18 protein-coding genes are annotated in these 19864 nt (G+C 34.8%); 13 read left to right on the forward strand and 5 right to left on the reverse strand.

Features of this window, described 5'->3' with window-relative positions:
* Nucleotides 1-43 precede the first annotated feature (43 nt).
* From DKK70_RS13165 to DKK70_RS13190, 6 genes are all read left to right on the forward strand, one after another.
* On the forward strand, nucleotides 44-694 hold the full coding sequence (locus DKK70_RS13165) for a bifunctional 4-hydroxy-2-oxoglutarate aldolase/2-dehydro-3-deoxy-phosphogluconate aldolase (RefSeq protein WP_110434422.1): 651 nt from the start codon (nucleotides 44-46) through the stop codon (nucleotides 692-694).
* 120 nt (nucleotides 695-814) lie between these two features.
* Nucleotides 815-1648: a PTS mannose/fructose/sorbose/N-acetylgalactosamine transporter subunit IIC gene (locus tag DKK70_RS13170; protein WP_110434423.1), complete on the forward strand. Its 834-nt coding sequence runs from the start codon at nucleotides 815-817 to the stop codon at nucleotides 1646-1648.
* A 41-nt stretch (nucleotides 1649-1689) separates the two neighbouring features.
* The gene (locus tag DKK70_RS13175) at nucleotides 1690-2550 is read left to right on the forward strand and encodes a PTS system mannose/fructose/sorbose family transporter subunit IID (protein WP_110434424.1); all 861 of its coding nucleotides are present in this window, start codon (nucleotides 1690-1692) and stop codon (nucleotides 2548-2550) included.
* 33 nt (nucleotides 2551-2583) lie between these two features.
* On the forward strand, nucleotides 2584-3081 hold the full coding sequence (locus tag DKK70_RS13180) for a PTS system mannose/fructose/N-acetylgalactosamine-transporter subunit IIB (RefSeq protein ID WP_110434425.1): 498 nt from the start codon (nucleotides 2584-2586) through the stop codon (nucleotides 3079-3081).
* 16 nt (nucleotides 3082-3097) lie between these two features.
* Entirely contained in the window at nucleotides 3098-3541 is a 444-nt protein-coding gene (locus DKK70_RS13185; RefSeq protein ID WP_110434426.1) for a PTS sugar transporter subunit IIA, read from the forward strand.
* Nucleotides 3542-3648: 107 nt separating this feature from the next.
* Nucleotides 3649-4623, forward strand: a complete 975-nt coding sequence (locus tag DKK70_RS13190) for a hypothetical protein (protein WP_110434427.1) — start codon at nucleotides 3649-3651, stop codon at nucleotides 4621-4623.
* Between the two features lie 87 nt (nucleotides 4624-4710).
* On the opposite strand, the gene lolA is transcribed toward DKK70_RS13190, so the two are convergent.
* Nucleotides 4711-5304, reverse strand: coding sequence for an outer membrane lipoprotein chaperone LolA (gene lolA / locus DKK70_RS13195; protein ID WP_034883972.1), 594 nt, complete (start codon nucleotides 5302-5304; stop codon nucleotides 4711-4713).
* Nucleotides 5305-5469: 165 nt separating this feature from the next.
* Here lolA and DKK70_RS13200 point away from each other — a divergent pair, with 165 nt between their 5' ends.
* The 7 genes from DKK70_RS13200 (at nucleotide 5470) to DKK70_RS13230 (ending at nucleotide 15765) form a co-directional block, all read left to right on the forward strand.
* Nucleotides 5470-6801, forward strand: a complete 1332-nt coding sequence (locus DKK70_RS13200) for a replication-associated recombination protein A (RefSeq protein ID WP_110434428.1) — start codon at nucleotides 5470-5472, stop codon at nucleotides 6799-6801.
* Between the two features lie 330 nt (nucleotides 6802-7131).
* Entirely contained in the window at nucleotides 7132-8511 is a 1380-nt protein-coding gene (locus DKK70_RS13205) for a hypothetical protein (protein WP_110434429.1), read from the forward strand.
* 882 nt (nucleotides 8512-9393) lie between these two features.
* A complete protein-coding gene (locus tag DKK70_RS13210; RefSeq protein ID WP_110434430.1) occupies nucleotides 9394-9942 on the forward strand; it encodes a hypothetical protein in 549 nt (182 codons plus the stop codon).
* A 351-nt stretch (nucleotides 9943-10293) separates the two neighbouring features.
* Nucleotides 10294-10881 (forward strand): hypothetical protein, encoded by a 588-nt coding sequence (locus tag DKK70_RS13215; RefSeq protein WP_110434431.1) that lies wholly within the window; start codon nucleotides 10294-10296, stop codon nucleotides 10879-10881.
* 459 nt (nucleotides 10882-11340) lie between these two features.
* A complete protein-coding gene (gene nrdA / locus DKK70_RS13220; protein ID WP_110434432.1) occupies nucleotides 11341-13626 on the forward strand; it encodes a class 1a ribonucleoside-diphosphate reductase subunit alpha in 2286 nt (761 codons plus the stop codon).
* A 117-nt stretch (nucleotides 13627-13743) separates the two neighbouring features.
* A complete protein-coding gene (gene nrdB, locus DKK70_RS13225) occupies nucleotides 13744-14874 on the forward strand; it encodes a class Ia ribonucleoside-diphosphate reductase subunit beta (RefSeq protein WP_110434512.1) in 1131 nt (376 codons plus the stop codon).
* A 189-nt stretch (nucleotides 14875-15063) separates the two neighbouring features.
* Complete coding sequence (locus tag DKK70_RS13230) at nucleotides 15064-15765, forward strand: hypothetical protein (protein WP_110434433.1); 702 nt, start codon at nucleotides 15064-15066, stop codon at nucleotides 15763-15765.
* A gap of 285 nt (nucleotides 15766-16050) precedes the next feature.
* Here the strand turns inward: DKK70_RS13230 and DKK70_RS13235 are convergent, their stop codons facing one another.
* The 4 genes from DKK70_RS13235 to DKK70_RS13250 form a co-directional block, all read right to left on the reverse strand.
* The gene (locus DKK70_RS13235; protein ID WP_110434434.1) at nucleotides 16051-17160 is read right to left on the reverse strand and encodes a glycerol dehydrogenase; all 1110 of its coding nucleotides are present in this window, start codon (nucleotides 17158-17160) and stop codon (nucleotides 16051-16053) included.
* Between the two features lie 112 nt (nucleotides 17161-17272).
* The gene (fsa, locus tag DKK70_RS13240; protein WP_110424191.1) at nucleotides 17273-17935 is read right to left on the reverse strand and encodes a fructose-6-phosphate aldolase; all 663 of its coding nucleotides are present in this window, start codon (nucleotides 17933-17935) and stop codon (nucleotides 17273-17275) included.
* A gap of 272 nt (nucleotides 17936-18207) precedes the next feature.
* Nucleotides 18208-19533, reverse strand: coding sequence for a PTS sugar transporter subunit IIC (locus tag DKK70_RS13245; RefSeq protein WP_110434435.1), 1326 nt, complete (start codon nucleotides 19531-19533; stop codon nucleotides 18208-18210).
* A 2-nt stretch (nucleotides 19534-19535) separates the two neighbouring features.
* The gene (locus DKK70_RS13250) at nucleotides 19536-19853 is read right to left on the reverse strand and encodes a PTS sugar transporter subunit IIB (RefSeq protein ID WP_110434436.1); all 318 of its coding nucleotides are present in this window, start codon (nucleotides 19851-19853) and stop codon (nucleotides 19536-19538) included.
* Between the last annotated feature and the right edge of the window lie 11 nt (nucleotides 19854-19864).

Consider the following 19864-nt stretch of genomic DNA (forward strand, 5'->3'; position numbering starts at 1 on the left):
TATAAGACAAATAAAATTTTATTCATTATTAGAGGTTAATAACATGAAAAATTGGAAAAAATCAGCAGAAGCAATTTTATCTTTAGGGCCAGTAGTTCCGGTAATTGTAATTGAAAATGTTAATGATGCCGTGCCATTAGCAAAAGCGCTTATTGCAGGAGGGGTAAAAGTGTTAGAAGTGACTTTACGTACTGCATGCGGGCTTGAGGCAATTAAAAAGATTATTGCTGAAGTTCCTGAAGCTATAGTAGGCGCAGGAACGGTCACCTCGGTTGAACAACTTAAAGAAGTCACGAAAGCGGGGGTTGAGTTTATTATCACACCAGGATTAACACCGGCTATTCTAAAAGCAGCTGTTGAAGGTTCGGTACCGGTAATTCCGGGTATAGCAACAATTGGCGAATTGATGACAGCTAAAGAAGCAGGATTAACGGCATTTAAATTTTTCCCGGCAGAAATAAATGGCGGTATAGCCGCACTTAAAGCATTTGCAGGCCCAATTCCAGATGCAAAATTTTGCCCAACAGGTGGAATTAATCTAAACAACTACCGAGATTATCTATCACTTAAAAATGTAATTTGTGTTGGTGGTTCTTGGTTTGTGCCAACTGATTTTATTCGCGAAGGAAATTTCTTAGGAATAACTACATTGGCTAAAGAGGCGGTAGAAGGCGCCCAAAAATTGGCCGGCTAGCATAAATAACTAAATAAATAAATACATGAATAACTAAATGAATAAATTTTAGTTATCAAGTCATGTGATGTGTTTTTTATTAACTTATCACAATAAATATTTAAACAATGGAATAAATATATGCATGTAACTTTTCTTCAAGCATTACTAGTTGCTATTTGGATAGCACTAGTTATGTCAAGAGCCTTTCTTGGCGGTGCGACAACTACACTCAGATTTTCACCTATGATGACTGGTTTAGTAGTGGGTATAGTATTTAATGATGTTCATAATGCCATGATAGCCACAGCTGCTATACAATTAATTTATATGGGAGTTTTTTCACCGGGGGGGCAAATGCCATCCGAGCCTGCAATTGCAACGGCAATAGCCGTACCTGTGACACTGCTCGGTAACATGTCGCCGGAAACTGCTGTTGGCGTTGCGGTACCTGTCGGTCTATTGGGATCTTACTTATATCAATTAAGATTTTTCGTAAATACATTTGCTATGCAACGATTCACTGACAAATTTGCAGCCAAAGGCAGTAGTACCGGATTAACTTTCTCAATTATTGGTATTCCGATTATCATTGCTTTCATTATCTTTATACCATTTATGTTTACTGCTTTATATTATGGTGCCCCATTTATTGCAGATTTAATCAAAACAAATTCAAGTAGTTTTATATTCCATATCCTTAACGTTATTGGCGGAGGTTTAGCCGCTGTTGGTATAGCTGTAACTGTCTATGTTATCGGTAAACGTAGTTATATTATTTTCTTCCTATTAGCCTATTTTGTTGCTGTTATTGCCAAACCACTAAGTATAACTATGGTCACCTATGCGATTCTGGGTGCCATTATTGCTTTCATTTTTGTTCTAGCTAAATCTGAAACCTTTAATGCAATTAAAGATAATTTAGGTTCTGGTAGTCCAGGAGCAGGGTTTAATCAAGACGAAGATGATTATTAATAGTATCAGATTAATAAGCAAATTTTTAGAAGGTATATACTATGACAGAAATTCAACAAAAAAGTATCGATTTAAAACCTGAAGAGATCACCCAAAAAGATGTCGTGATTGCATGGTTAAGATTTTATTATGCTAACGAAATTCCACATGCGTTTGATCGCTATATTGCCGCTTCACTATTGTGGGCATTAATGCCAATTCTTAAAAAACTTTATAAAGATAAAAATGATTTAATTGCTGCTTATCAAAGACATTTATTATTTTTTAACACCCAGTTAGCTTGGGGTGGCGGTACTATCACCGGTATCATGGCTTCGCTTGAATCCGTCCGCGCTAACGATACTTATGAGGGAAAACCACTCAGTATTGATGATAATTTATTATATAACACTAAAGCTGGATTAATGGGCGCATTAGCCGGCATCGGTGACTCCATAGATTCAGGCACTATGCAATATATATTTATTGCAATCGCCCTACCATGGGCGCAAGAAGGCATGGCAATAGGTGCTTTATTCCCATTCATTGCATTTTCGCTGTATCAAATAATGATCGGTTATTACTTCAGTCAATTAGGTTTCAAACTTGGTAGAAACGCAGCAACTGAAGTGGTGGGTAACAGTATGCAAATGCTAATTGAGGGGCTATCTATTCTAGGATTATTTATGATGGGGATTTTGGCCGCAAACTATATTAAAGTCACCTCAAGCCTCTCTTTTGAACTCTCTGGCAAAAACTTCGTTATCCAAGAAACACTAGATAAGATCCTCCCGGGAATTTTACCGTTAGTTGTTGTTAGTGGGTTATATCTCTATTTTGCGAAAAAAGGACTGAAAGTTACCAATGCTTTAATTGGCCTCACGGTAATTTTAGGTGTGCTAGCCGCAATAGGGATTTTGTAATTTAACTTATTATATAAAGGAAGAAACTTAATTATGGGTAAAGTTGTTTTAGCTCGTGTAGATAGTCGGTTAATTCATGGACAAGTTGCCACCAATGTTTCAAAGTCAGTTGGTGCAAATGCTCTCTTTGTTGTTGATGATGTATCTGCACATGATGAATTTACTAAAAATATTATTTTGGGTGCAGCATCACGTACCGGTTACAAAATCCGCGTATTAAAAGAAGATGGTGCAATAAGATATTGGCAGGATAGGCAATACGACGATTTTAATGTCATGCTAATTACTAAAAGTATTGAAGTTATGCATAAAATTATTAAAGGTGGTGTGCCGGTGGAAAATCTCAATCTTGGCGGAATTCCACAATCGCCGGGAACAACACCTGTGATTAGTCAAGTTGCCATAACCCAAGCGCAATTAGATCTATTAGTGGATTTACAAACTTGTTACCCTAACATGAATATTTTTTTCCAAGCAACGCCTTCACTAAAAAAAGTAACTTTAGCTGAAGCCGTTAAACTATTTTCCTAAGTAAGAGGAAGTTAACATGATTGGAATCTTATTAATAAGTCATGGAAAAATGGCTGAGGGAATAAAAGATAGTGTTGAGATGATTGTTGGTCAAGCTGAGCAGTTTGAAACATTAGCATTAATTCCCGGGCAAGACATTGAAGAATTGAAAACTAATATCCGAAAAAAAACTGAGCAGTTAAATTCTGGTAATGGTGTGATTATTTTAGTCGATTTGTATGGTGCCTCACCACACAATGCTTCAATGGCATGCATTCCAGAATGGGAAAAACAAGGTATGAATATACGGGTGATCTCGGGTATGAATTTACCGATGACGATAACCGCTGTTTGTAATCGTGATTTCTCAACAATATCAGATCTCACCTTAGCGATTATTGAAGCTGGTCAACAAGATATTAGAGATGTCATTGCAGAACTTCAAGCGTCAAAAAAAGTTATAAGTAATGATGATTATTAATAAATGAAATAAATTAGGGAATTACTAATAATGACTGATAGTGATAAAACGGCTATCAGTCATTCATATAGTTTTCTAATTTTTCTAATTGAGTGATATAAGTGCCTATGAACAGTTTAAAAGATTTAATATTTCGCTACTGCGTTTTATTTGGCAAACGGTTTTCATATAGAGAAAAAATAGCTTTTTTAAGAGTTATCTCTAAAGAGTTAATCCAGCTAGGTTATTATGTTGATGCAAAAATAGCTAAATTACAATTAGCTAAAAAAAAGTATGAAAATTACTATAATGCTTATATTGGCGATTTAGATAGCGCAGATGTGATTGTTTGTACCTATTATGATACTGGCGTCAATTACTTTAATTTGATTAAAATTTTTGCTTTTGAACAACGTTTCAATAAGCGACGCTACTTTGGGGGACTAATCCCAGTATTCATGCTATTGGCTATCGCAATAAGCCTGAACCTATTTATCTTTCTTCCCAATATTAAAGCATCAGGAATTTATAGTATATCTGGTGCTCTAGCGGCCATCGTTACTCTATCTGCTTTCTATATTATTTTAAAATTTAAAAATGGTATTTCCAATAAAAAGAATTTTGTCTGTAATACTTCAAGTATTTTGGTTATGTTAAACACAATAAATAAAATGAATAAATACCAAAAAAAGAGAGTTGCCTTTGTGTTATATGACGGCGGATGTTCAAATCAATATGGTCTTAAAATGATTGAACATTATTCCGATAAGCTAAAAAAGAAGAAGTTTATTTTTCTCGATAGTTTAGGCAATAGTGAATCGTTATTATTTTTTAAACCAAAATCCTTTGAGTTTGCTGCCGAACATATTAATTTTTTAGACGGTAAACTTGAAACAACACTAAAAAAATACTTAATGATTACAGCCGGAGCCCTAAATGAATACAATCAAGTTCAGATAAATAATGCGCATTCACGAGGTGACAATATCTTAGCGGATAGCATTATTGAAAAGCATTCGAAATCGCTACATTCATTATTAACACTATTAATAACCCCTGAAAAAAGCAAAAACCTAACCGATAAAGTTATCTTGGATAAGTAGTTATGTTGGAGATGCAATTATGTTGGAAATATAGTTATGTTGGAGATGTCGCTAACTTAAGACATCTCCACAATCTTTGTTAACTAATCATCGCTGATCGTCAATAGTCACCCCTGCTGGTGGAGTGAATTTAAATTTATCAAGCGGAACTTTACCTAAAGTTTGTTTAGATAAATCATAAAAACTACGCTGACCGTCCTCTTCAATAATCGTAAAATTGGAAATCATCCCTGTAGGTAAAACCGATATAACATAATCTTGATTAGAACCATCAGTTGGTTTAAGCGTAAAAGAGTCCTGTTTTCGTGTTACAGTATAAGTGTTCCAGATAGGATTATGACTATCAGTAATGAGTAACATTAAACGATTATCTACCATTTTTTTCAAACTCATTACACTCACTTGCTCAACCGCTGGAGTATATACCCACATATTTTTCCCATCAGAAATAATCGATGTTTCATCTGGCTCAGTCATGCTCCAATTAAAGTAATAAGGTCTTGTCACCCATAAATCACCTTTACCTTGCTGAACCGGTTGTTTATCTGCCGTTTTGACATCTTGAGAAAAACGGGCATAAAATCCATCAATTTTTGCTAATCGTTCTTGTAACACTTCTTTATCTCCAGCCCATGCTGAAGCAGTTGTTAGTAATCCGATTAAGATTAAAAACTTCTTCATTACCAATCCTTATTCGTTTTGTTTAGTGTAGTATTTTAATAACTCATTTAGGTCAAAATATTACCGTTTTTCTATTAGCGGGGGAAGATATTTTCTTTTCTTTTTCACTTATCAGTTAAGCAGTATATAATAGCCATATTTTGTAAATTTGGATAACGATGCACCATGCCTAGTCTCTCTTTTGAATTTAGCTCAGATGAATTTCAACCTTTAGCAGCAAGGATGCGTCCACGTAATTTATCCGAATACATTGGTCAAAGCCAACTGTTAGGTAAAGACAAACCTTTACCTAAAGCTATTGCAGCTGGTCATTTACATTCAATGATCCTTTGGGGCCCGCCTGGTACTGGTAAAACCACTTTAGCTGAAATCATTGCACACCATGCTAATGCTAAAGTTGAACGTATATCAGCAGTAACGTCCGGTATAAAAGATATCCGCGAAGCAATTGAACGTGCCAAAATTAATCAACAATCAGGAGTAAGAACCATCTTATTTGTTGATGAGGTTCATCGTTTCAATAAAAGTCAACAAGATGCTTTTTTGCCCTATGTGGAAAATGGTACGGTAACCTTTATTGGTGCCACCACTGAAAACCCCTCTTTTGAGTTGAATTCAGCACTTTTATCGCGGGCTAGAGTCTATTTGCTCAAATCATTAACTAACGAAGATATCGAGCAAATTTTACAACAAGCGATGGATGATCCTGAGCGTGGTTATGGCAAGCGAAACATTACCTTGCTTGATGAAACCAAAAAACAGATTGCCGAATTTGTTGGTGGTGATGCGAGACGAGCCCTCAACACGCTTGAATTGTTGGTTGATATGTCAGATGGCAAAACACTCACTTCAGAATTACTTAAAGAAGTCATTGGTGAACGTAGTGCAAGATTTGATAATCAAGGCGATCGTTATTACGACCTCATCTCTGCGGTGCATAAATCAATTAGAGGATCGGCTCCTGATGCCGCACTTTATTGGTATGCAAGAATCATTTCTGCAGGAGGAGATCCGCTATACGTTGCACGCCGATTATTAGCTATTGCATCAGAAGATGTCGGTAATGCCGATCCAAGAGCAATGCAAGTCGCCTTAGCTGCTTGGGACTGTTTTACGCGAGTAGGCCCTGCAGAAGGCGAACGAGCTATCGCCCAAGCAATTGTCTACCTTGCTTGCGCACCAAAAAGCAATGCGGTTTATCTTGCATTTAACCAAGCGATGAAAGATGCGACATCAAAACCCGATTATGACGTCCCTGAACATCTACGCAATGCGCCAACCAGTTTAATGAAAGATTTAGGTTATGGCGCTCAGTATCGTTATGCCCACGATGAGCCTAATGCCTACGCAGCCGGTGAAAACTACTTTCCCCCTGAAATGGCTGATAGCAAATATTATCATCCAACACAACGTGGTGCTGAAAAAAATTACGCTGAAAAACTTGCTTGGTTAGAAGCGCAAAATAAAGCCAGCCTGCTCCAACGCTATAAATCTTAAATAATTTAGTCGGTTTTTTAAATTTAACTAAAGTATGGCAATAATGATAACTATCATTCTCGCTAACTTATGTACTTAACTATTAATGTAATAGGCATAATATAACATTTCAGATATAATTTGATATTAATCAAAATATTAACATGGTTAATTAACAGGATGTTATTATCTTAATTTATTAGTAATCATTGTAGTTACTCTATTCACTAATATCATTTAATTAAGTTATAATGATTAACATTATGAAGTAGGCTGGATGCTTACCGCATAATAAATAATTAGGATAATTAAAGATAAGAATAAAAAGCAATAGGATATTGAGAATACAAAGTGAATGGATTTCCGAGAAGTAGATTTTTTATAAGTTGGTTTTATTTAATATTATTCATCTGTAGTCAACAGGCTTTTGCTAGTCTATCACAAACAACGGCTAGAGTAATTGAAGGAACACCACCCCATTTATCATCAACCTTAGAAGCGAATATTGATGATTTGGACTTATTTGGTTTAAAAATTGATAACCATAATTATTATGGTGATGAAGTCAATCAATCACCAATTACTAGCAATTACCCTTTTAAAAATAAAATTCAATTAGCGCCGATAAAACAACCAAATGATCAAGAATATTTTGATGCAGATGGTGATGAATTATTATCTCTTACTGAAAGTCCATATCTTATTGACATGACTTGGTATTATACCGATGTCAATGGCAACCAAGTAGAGTTTACTCCAAGTGATACCGATACCTTTTGTAATTTAGCTAAACAAGATATTCACGCACCATTCAAAATAAAATTATCCACTGATTTTTTAACCCTATTTTCCAAATATGGCACCCCAGACTATTATCAATATCCTAATGCTGATATAACAACGAAACCTTCAAAAACTTATACCATCATGCATGATGTTGGAATTTGTTATGCTAAACCAGAAATAAATCCACCAGAATCTGGGATAAATGCCGAAGGACAATGGGATGCTACTTATGGTTTTCTACCGCAATCAAGAACTGACGCTAGCAAAAACTTTCCTTCAACCGGTTTTTATGGTGCTCGATTTCAGTTAATTTTGAGTAATCCAGAAATGGCTAAAGATTATGAATGGTCGATTAAACAAGGCGGTGAGTTAGTACAAGTTAACAAAGATCCAACTACGCAAGTTATTACAGTATCATTTGATACACCAGATGCTAGAGACCCAGCAAAAGCTTGGCAATACATTATGGGTTCAACAGATGGTCATACGGTTATTGTAGAAGGAAAAAATCCTCAAAAAAATACCACTATTAAATATTCATTTACCCTCGTAAAATGGTTTGTCGGTTGGGACGAAAGTAATATTGGCAAACCGCAAGCTTCTATCGGGAGTGCTCAAGATGTTGTTGATGGTTGTAACTCATTAGCTGGAGGTGGTAAATATCGAATTAGTTATAGTCAAGAAGTGGTTAATTCAAACTTAATGTCCAATAAAACGTATTACACTAGAGAAATAGGCACACTATTTAGTGAATGGGGGGATCCTAGCCAAAATTCATATCCAAATTCATGGGCGCCAGCTGAAAACCAGAACAATAAAACAAGACGTATTTGGTTATATGATCCTGATAAAGATGATTTTTGCGACTTGCATACTTACAATGCAAAGTATCACTGTGTAAATGAAACTGGTGCAAAAAATGGATTATGCACTTCAATACGTTGATTGTAAATAACCACTGTGGAAGACAGCGAGTGATTAACCATATCTGAAAATCTACTCGATTCTTTTGAAAAGATGAAAAAAATAGAACAAAAATATTTTGATTTATTTTACGCTAATACTTCGACGAATAGATGGATCGAGTTATTTATTTTTTATATTAAAAATCAATTAGATAATAAATTTTCAATGTAAAATAACAAGCCAACTTTTATAAGTTGGCTTTGTTCTTTTTAAGCGTTCAACTTATTTAAGAGTTCTACAACAAAATTTTACTGTCGGCTTAAAAACAAATGTTATTTTCGCTGATTTAACTTATATAAAAGTGATGCCAAAATGGAATTATCTGGACTGATTACTCGAACTCTCAGCACGAAAGATAATCGAATTCAGTGTTGGGCAACACAAAACAGCCAAGCTTGTTATGCAAACATTAAGGCAAATTAAAGCACCATTATCCTCAATCGCACTATTTCATTCAGACCGAGCAAAAGTGTTTGATAATCAATTATTCGATAGCTGTTTTAGGTATTGTGGATCACTTGCTCATTGTTCCATAAAATATGTCCTTACGATATTGCTGAAACAAAATTTAAGACAATTAAAACTGAGTTTGTTAAAAATGAGGTATTCACCGATACCAATAAACTATGCTAATAAACTATGTTAATAAACTACGCCAATGAACTAAAACAAGGTTTTTCTGCTTATACATATTATTGGTACAACAACAATCGGCTGTATTCATCATTAGGTTATTTGACGTCGATGAAATTGAAAAAAAGGTTATCACTTAATTTTGTTGGATGAAAAAGGGTAGACATTCAAAAATATTCGTGGCCTCCTGTTTTAGAAGGCGATCCCCATAAAAAATAAGGCAACTTTATGAAAAATTTAATTTTAGTTTTAATTTTATTGATTTTCCCTAAATTACTATTAGCGCAAGAGTTATTTATTGACTCTGCAAATAAAGAATATTTATATTTAGGAGGCAAACAAGATAATAAACAGAGTTTTATGGATTTAAAAACAGGAGCGATAGATTGGATAGATAATGCCAAATTAGAACAAATGCAACAGATAGGTATGCTATCACCAACAGAGTTTTGGAATAAACTTACCAATAATTCAATCGTGTTTTATGCCAGTGGCTATGAACCACATTGGTTTGCCAAAATAACTAAAAATAGATTACAGTTTACTAATTCGAAAAAAGAGAAGATAGCAATAAAAATCGATATAAAAAACTCTAATGTAACATATGATTTTGTCGCTTTTTTTCACTCAAAAAATGGGGTGTTTGGATTAATCCGAGATCTTGATAAATCGTCTAAATGTGAACTCGAAATTGCTGAACCTGATTCAATATATGAAATTTTTATAAACTATAAAGGTGAAATTTTTGAAGGCTGTGCTTATTTAGATAAATTATAAGCAATATGCTAAATATCATCTGGATAGGCTACACTAATTCGTACAACTGTTAAAAATATTTCTATAACACTGTCCAGTTTTACTGCCAGTGATTTAATTGAAGGTATGGTAAGCTTGTCGATTAAAAATCATGAGGTTATGTTATTTAAATAATTTGACACCGATGGCATTTAATAAACAGTTACCCCTTAATTTTGTTGTATTAAAAAGTGTAGACATTGCAAATAAAAAAATTGGTCAATCTTACGAGACAAATAGGTCAAGGATGAAAATAGAATATAAAATTGTTTGTTAGAAAAACTAAATAAAGCAAAAATTTTTAATTCTGTTTCTTTCTAATAAGGAGTTGTTATGAAATATAAAATAGTACTGTTTATGTTATTGAGTTTAATTTTTACCATACCAAATGCTTATTCAGACGAAGATTCAGATGAAGATTTAGATAGCATTCCAGAAGAGTATCAATTTCCTAAATATAATAATATAGCCCATCCACCAATTAATGTTGAATATAAAGGTCATAAAGGAACAGCGATGTTTCTTAGTAATACTTTTGAAGATGGAAGGCGTAATTTAGAGGTCTATTTTTTAACCAATAATAATAAAGAATTGAATAAAGCATACGAACTCTATACATATCAATATGGTGGTGATGAACTAGTAAGCGCTTTTGAATATGCTGATAAAAAAACAGGTGACAAATACATTTATATTCTACTTAAACATACTTTAGAACCAAATGTTTCATACAGTTATCGCTTTACTGAATTACCTTTATTTATAGAAGATGATGGAATATTGAGGGCGTTGTTTTTTATAGGGGATGATAACGGTTTTTCAAAATTCACTTGTATCGATGATTTTGAAACCGATAGACGCTGTGAATATTCAACAAAAGAAGGATTGATAAAATATCTTGATAGAGAGAAAAAATGGTAAAAGTATTAACGTAATAATAACTAATTAACAGATAATAAATAACGCCAATATTTCAAATTTAGGCTTGAATACTACAATTAATCGATAGTGTGATTTACAGCGATATGATAGCAAATACCATAACAACAATGCGAACCAAGATAAAAATAGCTTGTGTAGATAAATCAATACTCATTAAATTTGCCATTTATATTCGAACTCTATTTATTCATAGGTAAAACTTATCATCGACAATTATTACTTTCTACTGCTACTACCTACTGTTACCGTTTTTTATAAAATACACGCCATTTACTAATCTATAGGCGTAATCATTGATTTTCGTTAATAAATTTAAAATCGCTGTTTATTAAACACACTATATATAGTAATAAAATGATTAATAGGCACTATATATTGTATATTTTGATAAATATCAATTATTATAAGCGCTATTAAAAATAGATGAACGGATGAAAAATGAACAAATCAATATTGGTAACCAAACGTAATGGCGAAAAAGAACCCATCAACCTTGATAAAATCCATAAAGTGATTACTTGGGCTGCGGAAGGGTTAGATAACGTATCGGTTTCTCAAGTTGAATTACGCTCACATATTCAATTTTATGATGGTATTCGTACTTCCGACATTCATGAAACCATTATTCGTGCAGCAGCGGATCTCATTTCTCAAGATACACCTGATTATCAATATTTAGCTGCTCGCTTAGCTATCTTCCATTTACGTAAAAAAGCTTATAATCAATTTACCCCACCACCGCTTTATGAACATGTAAAAAAACTGGTTGCTAGCGAACGTTATGACCAACATCTTCTTGAAGATTATAGCCAAGAAGAGTTTCAACAGATGGATAACATGATCGATCATTGGCGAGATATGGACTTCTCTTACGCTGCGGTAAAACAACTTGAAGGTAAATATCTAGTTCAAAATCGCGTAACCGGTGAAATTTATGAAAGCGCTCAATTTCTCTATATTTTAGTTGCGGCATGTCTATTTGCGAATTACCCTAAAGATACTCGACTAGCTTACATTAAACGCTTCTATGATGCTGTTTCGACATTTAAAATCTCTTTACCTACGCCAATAATGGCGGGGGTGCGCACACCTACTCGGCAGTTTAGCTCTTGTGTTTTAATTGAATGTGATGATAGTTTAGATTCTATCAATGCTACTGCCAGTGCTATCGTCAAATATGTATCACAACGCGCGGGTATTGGTATCAATGCCGGTCGAATTCGCGCTTTAGGTAGCTCAATTCGTGGTGGCGAAGCATTCCATACCGGTTGTATTCCTTTTTACAAATATTTCCAAACCGCAGTTAAATCTTGTTCACAAGGTGGTGTACGTGGTGGCGCGGCAACGGTATTTTATCCACTCTGGCATTTAGAAGTAGAAAGTTTACTAGTATTACGTAACAACCGTGGAGTTGAAGAAAATCGCGTTCGACATATGGATTACGGTGTACAAATCAATAAATTAATGTACCAACGCCTGATCAAAAACGAAAACATCACACTATTTAGCCCTTCTGATGTACCGGGACTTTATGATGCCTTTTTCGCTGACCAAGACAAATTTGATGCACTTTATCATCAATATGAACAGGATGTGAATATTCGTAAACGTGTGGTTAAAGCGGTAGAACTTTTCGCACTATTAATGCAAGAACGCGCATCAACTGGGCGAATTTATATACAAAACGTCGATCACTGTAACACTCATAGCCCGTTTAATCCACAAGTTGCGCCGGTACATCAATCCAACTTATGTATGGAAATTGCGTTACCAACCAAACCACTGAATAATATTAATGATGAAAAAGGCGAAATCGCGCTTTGTACCCTATCCGCCTTCAATTTAGGTAAAATTGAATCGCTTGATGATTTTGAAGAGCTAGCTGATTTAACAGTTCGCGCTCTTGATGCATTACTTGATTATCAAGATTATCCTGTACCAGCGGCTAAAAACTCCTCGCTTAATCGTCGCACCCTTGGCATTGGGGTGATTAACTATGCCTATTATTTAGCTAAACATGGTGTTAAATATTCTGACGGCAGCGCTAACAACCTTACTCATCGTACTTTTGAAGCAATGCAATATTATCTATTAAAAGCTTCCAATAACTTAGCTAAAGAGAAAGGTGCCTGTCCACTATTTAATGAAACCACTTACTCACAAGGTATCTTACCTATCGATACCTATAAGCGAGATCTGGATAGTATCACCAAAGAACCACTCCATTACGATTGGCAATCGCTGCGTGAATCAATTAAAACCTATGGTTTACGTAATTCAACTTTATCGGCGTTAATGCCATCGGAAACTTCATCACAAATCTCTAATGCCACCAATGGTATTGAACCACCTCGCGGTTATATCAGTATCAAAGCATCGAAAGATGGCATCTTGAAACAAGTGGTACCTGAATATAACAAGTTAAAAGATCTCTATGAGTTACTCTGGCAAATACCAAATAACACCGGTTATCTGCATTTAGTTGGCATTATGCAGAAGTTCATTGATCAATCAATTTCGGCGAATACCAATTATGATCCGACCAAATTCCCGAATGACAAAGTACCAATGAAACAACTATTAGCTGACTTACTAACAGCCTATAAATATGGTGTAAAAACCCTTTATTACCATAACACCCGCGATGGTGCTGAAGATATTCAAGGGGATATTCAACCCGCATCAAGTGATGATGGTTGTGAAGGCGGAGCATGCAAAATTTAATTGCCCGGCTTAGCACTAAACTAAATGTAGTGGATAACCAATTAGTTATCCCTACTATAGCTACTTTTTCTGAATATTTCATGAAAAGCCACCAAATTTAGGAGTTCAATTATGAGTATGAATTACAGCACCTTCTCACACGTCCACAATGACCAACTGAAAGAACCGATGTTCCTTGGACAACCGGTTAATGTTGCTCGTTATGATCAGCAAAAATATGAAATGTTCGAAAAGTTAATTGAAAAACAACTTTCCTTCTTTTGGCGTCCTGAAGAGGTCGATGTGTCCCAAGATCGTATCGACTATGCTGCCTTGCCGGAACATGAAAAGCATATCTTTATCAGTAATTTAAAATATCAAACATTACTTGATTCCATTCAAGGTCGAAGCCCAAATGTTGCGTTACTCCCTTTAATTTCAATTCCCGAACTTGAAACATGGGTAGAAACTTGGTCATTTTCAGAAACTATCCATTCACGCTCTTATACCCATATCATTCGTAACATCGTTAATGATCCTTCAGTGGTATTTGACGATATTGTGACAAATAAAGAGATCCAAAAACGCGCTGGTGATATTGCCGGTTACTATGATGATCTTATTAGCTACGCTAGCTATTACAACCTACTTGGTGAAGGTAAACACATTGTCAATAATCGATCCATCACGATCGACTTGCGCGAACTAAAAAGACGACTTTACCTATGCCTAATGAGTGTAAATGCCCTTGAAGCGATTCGCTTCTATGTGAGTTTTGCTTGCTCATTTGCCTTTGCAGAACGAGAGTTGATGGAAGGTAATGCTAAAATAATCAAACTGATTGCCCGTGATGAAGCCCTTCATCTCACCGGTACCCAATTTATGATCAACACACTACGCAGCGGTGAAGACGATCCTGAAATGGCAGAAATCGCCAAAGAGTGCGAACAAGATTGCTATGACCTCTTCCTACAAGCAGCCAATCAAGAAAAAGAGTGGGCTGAATATCTATTTGAAGGTGGTTCAATGATTGGCTTAAACAAAGATATCCTTTGCCAGTATGTTGAATACATTACCAATATCCGTATGCAAGCGGTTGGTCTTAAACTACCATTTGAAGTAAAATCCAACCCAATTCCTTGGATCAACAACTGGCTAGTTTCCGACAACGTACAGGTTGCTCCACAAGAAGCAGAAATGAGCTCATATCTAGTTGGACAAATTGACGCCGAAATCAGTGAAGACGATTTAAGCGACTTCACATTATAATTATCTCCCGAAAAAATCCCTCTCCTTAACTTTTTACCAAAGGAACCTAAATGGGTTCCTTTTTTGTTAAAAATTCGCTAAATTCAGGAGATTATCAATTTATTTATTAAGATACAAATTAGATTTTTCTTGATATATTTACACTCTAATTTACTATTCATAAGAATTCAAAAATTGAAAGGAAATAAAATGAAAAAGATAATTGTGACTACTATTCCTTTTATCTTGTTTGGTTGTGTTAGTGATATCAAATATAACTATACAGCCGAGGTGGTTGAAAAAAGCTATCCAGAACTCAATGTTGTAACGACAACCTATATTGGTGATGATCTAGTTCGCCAGGATAAGGTTAAAATAATGGATGCAATTTCTTTTGCCAATACTACAGAAGTTACAAGACTTAACCATTCTTACATCATTGATGCCGGTGATTATCCTAAATTAGGGGAAGATAAAACTCACTTATTCTTTGCAGCGAAAAGTGCCAATGGTAATGCAATTGTTAAAACATATACTACACCAGCTGCACCTATTGGTATTCGAGTAAGAAAAGATAATGCTAATAATGAAGTATGTATTTCTTTTATAACTGGAACTGATTTTTGTAACAACAATAAACATTATAGTTTCAAAAAAGTTAGTTTAACTAGTCAAGACACTTTCCAACAAATATTGATTTATAATGGCAAAGTTGGAAGCAAAATTAATATTAGTTACCGAGAATTTAATAATGATATGGCTAGGCCTGCATTCTCAAATAATGCTGAATATGACTTATCTAGTTCAAAAACAATTAGATATAAAGGGGCTGTCATTCAAGTCATTGAGGCTACAAATCAATATATAAAATACAAAGTTCTTCGTAATTTTAATACACCAAATCAAGAATAATAGAAAATATTCACTCTACCCTTCATCAATTATTTATCAAAAGGAACCTAAATGGGTTCCTTTTGGTTTGAAATTAGCTAAATTCAGGAAAAGCTAATCAAAACCCAATGTTGTATACAGCGAAGCAAGACTAAAAGAGAATCTTGCATACCATATTTTCCATATTTTCTTTAAAAAACAGCCAATTAACTTTCTGGTAAAAATGGCATATCAAAAATTAAGTAAATAAAAAAGAGAAATTAACCGAATAATTTCTCTTCTTTTTATTAGGAAATAGAGCAAAAACTATTTATTTTTTTGAGATAAATAATTTTCACCATATTGATTAGCTGCAATTAGAGCCGCATAAACATCTTGAGGTTGAACGTTACCCGGCATGTTTTTCATCGTATCGTTGTCAGAACAAGATTCTGTTGCAACTTTCTGCATTTTCTTTTCAATATCAGTAGTTACACCAATTTGAGCTAATGAGATAGGTAAGCCAAGATCATAGCAAAAACTGGTAATTTGCTCTAACTCTTCATCACTGGCATTTTCTAAAAAGAGTTGTGTTAACACACCAAAAGCAACTTTTTCGCCATGTAAATACTTATGGGTTTCATCAAGCGTTGTTAATCCATTATGTACTGCATGAGCAGCAGCTAAACCACCACTTTCAAAACCGACACCACTAAGATAAGTATTAGCTTCGACGATTTTTTCTACCGCTGGAGTAACGACTTTATTTTGCACAGCAATCATTGCTTTTCGGCCTTCAGCCATTAAAGTATCAAAGCAAAACTTAGCTAAACTTAGTGCCGATGAAGATGCCAATTCACCTGCCATGGTTTTTGCTCCACTTCGATGACAAGCGCGCGCTTCAAACCATGTCGCCAATGCATCGCCCATTCCTGCTGCTAACAAACGACTCGGCGCGTTAGCCACAATTTGAGTATCAATAAGCACAACATTGGCATTGTTTGGTAAAAATAGGTAAGAATCAAAAATACCATCATCAGTATATAAAACAGAAAGTGCAGCGCACGGAGCATCTGTCGAAGCAACTGTTGGGCTTAATACGATAGGATATTTAGCATAAAAACCCACTGCTTTTGCGGTATCAAGCGTTTTACCGCCACCAATACCTAAAATAGCTAAACAATGATTTTCAATTGCCAACTGCATAACACGGTTAACTTCGGAATGACAACATTCACCTCCGAATTCCACAATAATATATTTAAGGTCTTGTGATGAAAGACTCTGTTCTAACCGATCTTTAATTAATGGTAAAACAAAAGAGTCGACCAAAATGACAAACTTATTCGCCACTGGTGACAAATATTTTGCAATATCATTGTAAACCCCGGCACCTTGTATATATTTACTTGGTGATTGAATAGCAACTACACTCATTTTTTTTCCTAATTTTAAATAATAATATTAATGATCTTTTATTGAACTTAAATCCAACATCCTTGTTTAACTTAAAATAATAATTTTTAATTTATTCCATCAAACCAAATGATTAGAAAGATAACGTTCCGTAAGCTTTTGTCCAATCATCTTCAAACTTACGAATTGCAGCATCAACCGCAGGATCAGCTAAAAACAATTCAGCTACATCTACTGGTAAAGTAATTGACTTACACCCACTTAATAAGCAATCTAAAGCTTGTCTTGGTGTTTTAAAGCTAGCAGCTAAAATCATTGAAGAAGGAGCATGTAGATCTAGCAAAGTTTGTAACTCATTAACCACATCAATACCACTGCCACTTTGCGCATCAATACGATTTACATATGGCGCAATATACTTTGCCCCGGCTAAAGCAGCTAATAGGCCTTGACCAGCGCCATAAACAGCCGTACCTAATGTTGGAATTCCTTGCTTGGTTAACTCTTTGATGGCGATCAGGCCTTCGGTTGTAACTGGAATTTTAGTTACGATAGAAGGAATTTTACTGCGTAATTGTTCTGATTCTTTAATCATATCTTTTGCGGTATTACCAATTGTCTGGGCAAAAAGCTGACCTTTAGGACCAATAACTTCTTGTAATGCGAGTAGCACGTCAAAAATAGGTTTACCAGATTTAACAATAATACTTGGATTGGTTGTTACCCCTTTAATAGGAAATATTGGGGCTAGTTTTTTAACGGCTGCAACATCAGCTGTATCTAAGTAAAGTTCCATAACAACTCCTTATTTGTTTTCTTTCGAAAGTTATTTTACTTACTATAGAAAATATTTCTACTATTTTTTGATATTTATTGGTAAAAATAATTTAAGAGGACAAGATTGAATACTGAAATATAACCACAGTGGAAATATCTCTCGATTTTAGGCAGATAAGATCAGATAAAAAAGCATTCTTTCGTTTGGTTTATTAACAAAAGAATGCTATCAAAAAAATATAATTTTAAGTCTTTTTAAACTATCAGACTTTTATTATTAATGAAAATAACTTATGAATTTGTGGCTAACGCCTCTTGTTGTTCTTTGGCATACGCAATGGCATCCATCTTCTTAAAGAAAGGATAATAGCCCACGATAGAAATGACTAAGATAATAGCTTGCAGTAATGCACCTTTCCATCCCGCGACTAAAAATCCGGAAAGAATTCCGGGGGTACTCCATGGAAGCATAACCCCTGAGAAAGGTTCTAAAAAGCCAATCACAAACGCAAAATAAACTAATAAACCACTTAAAATCGGTACAACAATAAATGGAATAAACATAATTGGATTAAGCACAATACCAAAGCCAAATGTAATAGGTTCATTAATATTAAATAGTGTTGGAAAGACCACCGCTTTACCTAAAAACTTATATTGCTTAGATTTTGCAGCAACAATCATAGCAAACACAATCCCAAAGGTAATACCAGAACCCGTTAAAAGAATAAAAGAATCTAAAAATTGTTGAGTAACAATGTGTCCTCCGTTACTTAGATCCAAATAACCTTTTTCAGCTAAAATTTTAGTATTATCAATTGCATTGGCGGTTAAGATTGATGTCACGATTCCATTGACAATCGATTGTCCATGCACACCAAACCACCATAAAAAAGAGATAAAAAAGGCAATCGCAATCATACCACCTAATGAATCGGTTAATCCTTGTAAAGGGACTTGTACTAAACTATAAATGGCCTCTAATAAAGTGGTTTGACCAAATGCTTTAAATAGAGCATAAGTAATTAATGCACAGGTAAAAATACAAGCAGCCGGTAAAAACGCCGTAAATTGAACCGCTACCGTTTTGGGTACTGCTTTCGGCATTTTAATCACAATATTGCGACGTAAAAAAAGCGAATAAATATAACCAACGACCAAACCAATAATGATGGCTGAAATCATCCCTTGTCCACCGATCCAAGCTTTAGATACCGTATTATCAATAATTTCACTCGAAATCGGTGCCACCACATAAGAGTTTGAGGTGATAAAAAAAGCTGAAACAGCAAGTACACCAGCTGGTAACGGCTCAAATCCCTCATTTTTGACATAAGCATAAGCAATGGCAAAACAGGAAATTAAGCCCATTATGGCGAAAGTCCCTCCATAAACTTGCATAAAAGGCTCTGTCCAATGTTCACCAAAAATACTCGCTATAAAATTATTAATATCTTTTGAAGGTATTTGACCAATAACTAAAAAAAAACTTCCAACAACGGTTAATGGTAAAATACTTAGCATTCCATCTTTGACAGCAATAATGCCTTTGCTGTTCACAAATACCAGAATTTTGGGCAATACTTTAGTATTGATAAAGTTGACAATAATACTCATCGTTATTCACCCTTTTTCTTATAAAGATTTAGCGCAAATTCAAGTACTTTTTGCCCATTCATCGTGCCATAATCGACCATTGGTATAACTTCTACCGGTAATCCGACCGGATCACAAACTTCTTTTGCCTTAGCTAAAGCATATCCAACTTGTGGCCCGAGTAAAGCAACATCAGTATCATTAATATAATCTCGTAAGTTAGCATGAGAGTGTGCTTGAATATCTACTTCAAGGTTTTGCCCTTTCGCTGCTTCTACCATTTTTTCAACCAACATGCTAGTAGAAAATCCTGCTGCACAAAATAATTTAATTTTTATCATAATACTCACCT

This window comes from Gilliamella apicola (genome assembly GCF_003202655.1).
GTDB classification, from domain to species: domain Bacteria; phylum Pseudomonadota; class Gammaproteobacteria; order Enterobacterales; family Orbaceae; genus Gilliamella; species Gilliamella apicola_R.

Excerpts from the sequence above, each read along its gene's own strand:
- DKK70_RS13250 (WP_110434436.1), bottom strand. The coding sequence starts at position 19,853 with ATGATAAAAATTAAATTATTTTGTGCAGCAGGATTTTCTACTAGCATG.
- DKK70_RS13245 (WP_110434435.1), bottom strand. The coding sequence starts at position 19,533 with ATGAGTATTATTGTCAACTTTATCAATACTAAAGTATTGCCCAAAATT.
- DKK70_RS13175 (WP_110434424.1), top strand. The coding sequence starts at position 1,690 with ATGACAGAAATTCAACAAAAAAGTATCGATTTAAAACCTGAAGAGATC.
- DKK70_RS13200 (WP_110434428.1), top strand. The coding sequence starts at position 5,470 with ATGCCTAGTCTCTCTTTTGAATTTAGCTCAGATGAATTTCAACCTTTA.
- lolA (WP_034883972.1), bottom strand. The coding sequence starts at position 5,304 with ATGAAGAAGTTTTTAATCTTAATCGGATTACTAACAACTGCTTCAGCA.
- DKK70_RS13170 (WP_110434423.1), top strand. The coding sequence starts at position 815 with ATGCATGTAACTTTTCTTCAAGCATTACTAGTTGCTATTTGGATAGCA.
- DKK70_RS13210 (WP_110434430.1), top strand. The coding sequence starts at position 9,394 with ATGAAAAATTTAATTTTAGTTTTAATTTTATTGATTTTCCCTAAATTA.
- DKK70_RS13190 (WP_110434427.1), top strand. The coding sequence starts at position 3,649 with ATGAACAGTTTAAAAGATTTAATATTTCGCTACTGCGTTTTATTTGGC.
- DKK70_RS13235 (WP_110434434.1), bottom strand. The coding sequence starts at position 17,160 with ATGAGTGTAGTTGCTATTCAATCACCAAGTAAATATATACAAGGTGCC.
- DKK70_RS13185 (WP_110434426.1), top strand. The coding sequence starts at position 3,098 with ATGATTGGAATCTTATTAATAAGTCATGGAAAAATGGCTGAGGGAATA.
- DKK70_RS13230 (WP_110434433.1), top strand. The coding sequence starts at position 15,064 with ATGAAAAAGATAATTGTGACTACTATTCCTTTTATCTTGTTTGGTTGT.
- nrdA (WP_110434432.1), top strand. The coding sequence starts at position 11,341 with ATGAACAAATCAATATTGGTAACCAAACGTAATGGCGAAAAAGAACCC.
- nrdB (WP_110434512.1), top strand. The coding sequence starts at position 13,744 with ATGAATTACAGCACCTTCTCACACGTCCACAATGACCAACTGAAAGAA.
- DKK70_RS13165 (WP_110434422.1), top strand. The coding sequence starts at position 44 with ATGAAAAATTGGAAAAAATCAGCAGAAGCAATTTTATCTTTAGGGCCA.
- DKK70_RS13215 (WP_110434431.1), top strand. The coding sequence starts at position 10,294 with ATGAAATATAAAATAGTACTGTTTATGTTATTGAGTTTAATTTTTACC.
- fsa (WP_110424191.1), bottom strand. The coding sequence starts at position 17,935 with ATGGAACTTTACTTAGATACAGCTGATGTTGCAGCCGTTAAAAAACTA.
- DKK70_RS13180 (WP_110434425.1), top strand. The coding sequence starts at position 2,584 with ATGGGTAAAGTTGTTTTAGCTCGTGTAGATAGTCGGTTAATTCATGGA.